The sequence below is a fragment of the bacterium genome (assembly GCA_035370465.1).
Taxonomy (GTDB): domain Bacteria; phylum Ratteibacteria; class UBA8468; order B48-G9; family JAFGKM01; genus JAGGVW01.
The window spans coordinates 1-1645 of record DAOOVW010000101.1 but is presented as its reverse complement, the minus strand read 5'-3'; the positions used below and the strand labels follow the sequence as shown (position 1 = coordinate 1645).

Annotated in this window: 2 protein-coding genes and 1 tRNA gene; 1 reads left to right on the top strand and 2 read right to left on the bottom strand. The window is 32.5% G+C overall.

The window, feature by feature from the left end; translation table 11 throughout:
* Window positions 1–56: 56 nt before the first annotated feature.
* Window positions 57–824 (top strand): hypothetical protein, encoded by a 768-nt coding sequence (locus PLW95_08175; protein HOV22630.1) that lies wholly within the window; start codon window positions 57–59, stop codon window positions 822–824.
* Between the two features lie 555 nt (window positions 825–1379).
* Here PLW95_08175 and PLW95_08170 read toward each other — a convergent pair.
* Together PLW95_08170 and PLW95_08165 are read right to left on the bottom strand one after the other, a co-directional pair.
* Window positions 1380–1451: transfer RNA gene (locus PLW95_08170), tRNA-Lys, on the bottom strand.
* 8 nt (window positions 1452–1459) lie between these two features.
* A partial coding sequence (locus tag PLW95_08165) for a hypothetical protein (GenBank protein HOV22629.1) occupies window positions 1460–1645 on the bottom strand: 186 nt, incomplete at its 5' end.

Genomic DNA, 1645 nt, shown 5'->3' with positions numbered 1-1645 from the left:
CATTATAAAAGATATAGCCAATTTTGGCAGAACCATAATGAAAAAAAGGAGGCACTATGAAAAAAATAATTGTTTTTGTATTTGGGGTTTTTTGTTTCTTCTCTTTTGCTGAAATAAATAAAGTAGAAGTTTGGAATGAGATTTCAAAAAAGTATCAGAATGTTTCTGAGATAAGTGGTGAAATAGAAATAAAAATGGATATGATGGGAAAAATAATGACAATGCCTATGAAATTCTGGGCAAAAGAGAAAAAATTTAAAATGGAAACAGTATATCAAGAACAGGGGATGGAAAAGCCCATGGAAATAGTGATGTTGATGGATGGAGAAAAATTGATTCAATATCAAAAATCAATCAATACAGTAATGAAATTTGATTTAACAAAATTTCCGGAAGAATTGAAAAAGGACTGGGAGAAACAATATAATTTTAAAGATAATATTCCCCTTGATATTGAAAAAATTTCTAATAATGTTGATTTGGAGATAAAAAATAAAGGTGGAAAAGAATATTATGTTCTGACAATTAATAATTTACAGACATTAAATATTCCTGGTCTACAAAATATAAATGGTAAATCACAATTTTTTACAAAAAGTGTTGTTTGGATAAATAGGGATAATTTATTACCAGAAAGTATTTCTTATTTTGCCGATAAAGAAACTCCTGGGATGGAAATAGTTTTTAAGTCATTGAATTTATCACCTGTCAGTGATGATATTTTTAAAATCAATATACCAGATGATGCAAAAATTCTTGATATGACTGATATGATGATAAATATGGCTAATACAATGAAACAACAGATAACAAATCCCCAATAGACATTGTTTTCATAGGCCGTGGAGGACATTGCTTGTCCGCCACTCTTTTTGGCGGAAGCCTGCAACTCGCTTCCGCTCTTGGGACAGGGGAGCATCCCCCTCGGGCGTATGCTCTACGAGCGAGCCTTTCCAACGATACCCCCAATACGAACTACTTTATTAGATTATTATAAATATGGGAAAAAGTTTTTTCCCATACCCTTTTTAGACGCAGGAGTTATTAACCATATTAAATTTCTTCCCTACTTTTCTGTCTTTCCATTTCTATAAAGAGAAAAACACCCTATCCCTGCATCTATTTTCTCCCCGCTGGGGAGAAGAACTTTTTTCCTCTTATTACCCTCTACCCACAGGGGAGAGGGCGAGGGTGAGGGGGGCTTTTGTGCTTTTAAATTAATGTGGTTGAGTAAGTATTTACAACGATACCCCCAATACGAACTGCTTTATTAGATAATTATAAATATGGGAAAATGTTTTTTCCCATACCCTTTTGGTTGCAGGTAGTTATTTCCGATTGTTAAAGTAGATAAGTTATTTTTGTTTAACCAGTTTTTATAGGCCGTGCAGGACTTGAACCTGCAACCTTGGCATTAAGAGTGCCCTGCTCTGCCATTGAGCTAACGGCCCATGAGGTATTACTTTTCTTGTGTTTTGTCTTTTGTTCTTATTTTCAGTTTTATATCTATTATCCTTCTTTGGTATATTTTTACTATCATTTCTATTATTTTGGAAACAATATTGGGAACAATAATAAAATAAATGATAATATATGATAACCTAAAATTAAATATCGTCAAGAATATGTTGTCGTTTAAAAGATA